The following is a 3081-nucleotide window of genomic DNA, read 5'->3' as shown; positions in this document are numbered from 1 at the left end:
AGATAGAACTGACGAAGTCGGTAACATATATACGGTAAGGCGACGCTGACGTGGTTTGAAGAGATTTTCGAAGAGTATCAATTGTGAAAGAATTACTTATCTATGATATAATAAAAAGAAAAGGCTTGCATAAGAAAGTAGGGAGAATGAAGATGAAAAGAAGACAAAATCGAAATCAGGGTGGTTTAGCTTTTCGTTTTATGAAGGGCTTGGTAAACTTTTTTAGGAGTTATCGCAGGTGGAGCAATAAAGGATTTGTGGCGGTACTCTTGCTAGCAGTTGCTTTATCAATGGGCTTGGTCTTGTTGGTTGAAAGTTTCCAAGGAATCCCTTTAACCAGTCAAAAACGAGATACTATTTCTCAAGAGGGGACTAAGCAAAAGTCTCAGGAGCAGGAAGAGGAAAAAACTGCCAGAATTATGGCTAATGGGGATTTGCTCTACCACGATGGACTTTTCTTTTCAGCTAAAAAAGAAGACGGTACCTATGACTTTCATGAGAATTTTGAGTATGTGACACCTTGGCTCAAGCAAGCAGATTTAGCTATTGGTGATTTTGAAGGAACCATCAATAAGGATCATTATTTAGCGGGTTATCCTCTCTTTAATGCTCCTGCTGAAGTTATGGATGCCATTAAGGATGCAGGTTATCATGTGCTAGATTTAGCTCATAATCATATTTTGGATTCGCAAATTGAGGGAGTTATTTCAACGGCCGATATTATTGAAAAAGCTGGAATCACTCCAATCGGAGTTTATACGCATGAACCACGTGATCAGGCTCCGTTGGTCATTAAGGAAGTGAATGGAATCAAGGTTGCTCTTTTGGCCTATTCCTATGGATTCAATGGAATTGAACGGTATATTTCTCAGGAAGACTATAATCGTTATCTTTCAGATTTAAACGAAGATAAGATGAAGGCTGAAATTGAACGGGCAGAGAAGGAAGCAGATATCACCATTATCATGCCTCAGATGGGTGTGGAGTATCGATTGGAACCAACTGAGGAACAAAAAGCTCTTTATCACAAGATGATTGATTGGGGGGCGGATATTATTTTTGGAGGGCATCCTCACGTTGTGGAACCATCTGAAACGGTTGAAAAAGATGGAGACAAGAAACTCATTATCTATTCAATGGGGAACTTCATTTCCAATCAACGGATTGAATCTATGGGAGATGAAGAAAATGCTAAGTGGACTGAACGTGGCGTTCTCATGGATGTAACCATTAAGAAGAAGGATGGAAAAACAACTATCGGAACAGCTAAAGCTCATCCTACTTGGGTCAATCGAACACCAAAGGGAACCTTTTCACCAGAAGGCTATCCTTTATATCATTATCAAACCTATATCTTGGAAGATTTTATAGAGGGTGGCAGTCATCGTGACCAGTTAGATGAAGCGACTAAGGAACGAATTGATACAGCCTATAAAGAAATGAACGAACATGTGGGATTGAAGTGGGATTAGCTTGAATAGACTTCCTGCGAAACAATATATGGTATAATAGTTCTATGGATTATGAAGCAAGTGAACAACTAACTGATGCACGATTTAAGCTCCTGGTTGGTGTTCAGTGCACGACTTTTGAAGAGATGTTAGCTGTATTAAAAAGAGATTATCAAGGTAAACACGCAAAAGGGGGACGAAAACCTAAACTAAGCCTAGAAGACTTTCTTATGGCGACTTCAATATGTGCGAAAATATCGAACTTATGAACAAATTGCGGCTGATTTTGGTATCCACGAAAGCAACTTACTCCGTCGGAGCCAATGGGTTGAAGTAACTCTTGTTCAAAGTGGTTTTACGATTTCAAGAACTCCTCTCAGTTCTGAGGACACGGTAATGATTGATGCGACGGAAGTAAAAATCAATCGTTCTAAAAAAAGAATTAGCAAATTATTCTGGTAAAAAGAAATGCCACGCTATGAAGGCTCAAGCGATTGTCACAAGTCAAGGGAGAATTGTTTCTTTGGATATCGCTGTGAACTGTTGTCATGATATGAAGTTGTTCAAAATGAGTCGCAGAAATATCGGACAAGCTGGTAAAATCTTGGCTGACAGTGGTTATCAAGGGCTCATGAAGATATATCCTCAAGCACAAACTCCACGTAAATCCAGCAAACTCAAGCCGCTAACAGCTGAAGAGAAGGCCTGTAACCATGCGCTATCTAAGGGGAGCAGCAAGGTTGAGAATATTTTTGCCAAAGTATAGTAGATTGAAACTAGAATAGTACATATCTACTTCTAAAACATTGTTAGAAATCGATTTGACTGTCTTGATCGATTTGTCCTGTTCTTATTTCATTTCACTATAAAAACGTTTAAAATGTTTTCAACAACCTATCGAAATCATCGTAAACGCTTCGGCTTACGAATGAATTTGATTGCTGGCATTATCAATCATGAACTAGGATTCTAGTTTTGCAGGAAGTCTAATAAAAGTAAAGGAAATCTAGTGCGAGTAAAAATTAATCTCAAATGCTCCTCTTGTGGCAGTATCAATTACCTAACCAGTAAAAATTCAAAAACCCATCCAGACAAGATTGAGGTTTTAAAGTATTGTCCCAAGGAAAGAAAAGTAACCCTACATCTTGAATCTAAGTAGATTTTATGGTAAAATAATAGGGATTGTAAGGAGTTTGATATGTATAACCTATTATTAACCATTTTATTAGTATTATCTGTTGTGATTGTGATTGCGATTTTCATGCAACCAACTAAAAACCAATCCAGCAATGTATTTGATGCCAGCTCAGGTGATTTGTTTGAACGCAGTAAAGCACGCGGTTTCGAAGCTGTGATGCAGCGTTTGACAGGGATTTTAGTCTTTTTCTGGCTAGCCATTGCCTTAGCATTGACGGTATTATCAAGTAGATAAGAAAATAATGGGCAGGACTAGGTCTTTGCCTCTTTTTGTTTTTATATTCTTCAAAAATCTCTTCAAACCACGTCAGCTTTCATCTGCAATCTCAAAACAGTATTTTGAGCTGACTTCGTCAGTTCTATTCACAACCTCAAAACGGTGTTTTGAGCAACCTGCGGCTAGCTTTTTAGTTTGCTCTTTGATTTTTATTGA

At 38.3% G+C, this 3081-nt stretch carries 3 protein-coding genes and 2 pseudogenes; all 5 read left to right on the top strand.

Annotated features, from left to right (window positions below; translation table 11 throughout):
* The first annotated feature begins 152 nt into the window (after positions 1-152).
* The 5 genes and pseudogenes from HT703_RS07675 (at position 153) to secG (ending at position 2883) form a co-directional block, all read left to right on the top strand.
* A complete protein-coding gene (locus tag HT703_RS07675) occupies positions 153-1472 on the top strand; it encodes a CapA family protein (RefSeq protein ID WP_000830204.1) in 1320 nt (439 codons plus the stop codon).
* Between the two features lie 44 nt (positions 1473-1516).
* Positions 1517-2214, top strand: a pseudogene (locus tag HT703_RS07670) (transposase family protein); the annotation flags it as partial.
* A gap of 102 nt (positions 2215-2316) precedes the next feature.
* A pseudogene (locus HT703_RS07665) lies at positions 2317-2424 on the top strand (IS5/IS1182 family transposase); the annotation flags it as partial.
* Between the two features lie 36 nt (positions 2425-2460).
* Positions 2461-2610: a 50S ribosomal protein L33 gene (gene rpmG / locus HT703_RS07660; protein WP_001809104.1), complete on the top strand. Its 150-nt coding sequence runs from the start codon at positions 2461-2463 to the stop codon at positions 2608-2610.
* 39 nt (positions 2611-2649) lie between these two features.
* Positions 2650-2883 (top strand): preprotein translocase subunit SecG, encoded by a 234-nt coding sequence (gene secG / locus HT703_RS07655; RefSeq protein WP_000282517.1) that lies wholly within the window; start codon positions 2650-2652, stop codon positions 2881-2883.
* Positions 2884-3081 lie beyond the last annotated feature (198 nt).

Origin of the sequence: Streptococcus sp. 3874 (assembly GCF_013276425.1) — a bacterium.
Classification (GTDB): domain Bacteria; phylum Bacillota; class Bacilli; order Lactobacillales; family Streptococcaceae; genus Streptococcus; species Streptococcus pseudopneumoniae.
Note: the sequence above shows the minus strand (reverse complement) of the source record. Positions and strands in the feature narration are given on the sequence as shown.

Coding starts and splice junctions, on each gene's coding strand:
- HT703_RS07675 (WP_000830204.1), top strand. CDS start 153: ATGAAAAGAAGACAAAATCGAAATCAGGGTGGTTTAGCTTTTCGTTTT.
- secG (WP_000282517.1), top strand. CDS start 2,650: ATGTATAACCTATTATTAACCATTTTATTAGTATTATCTGTTGTGATT.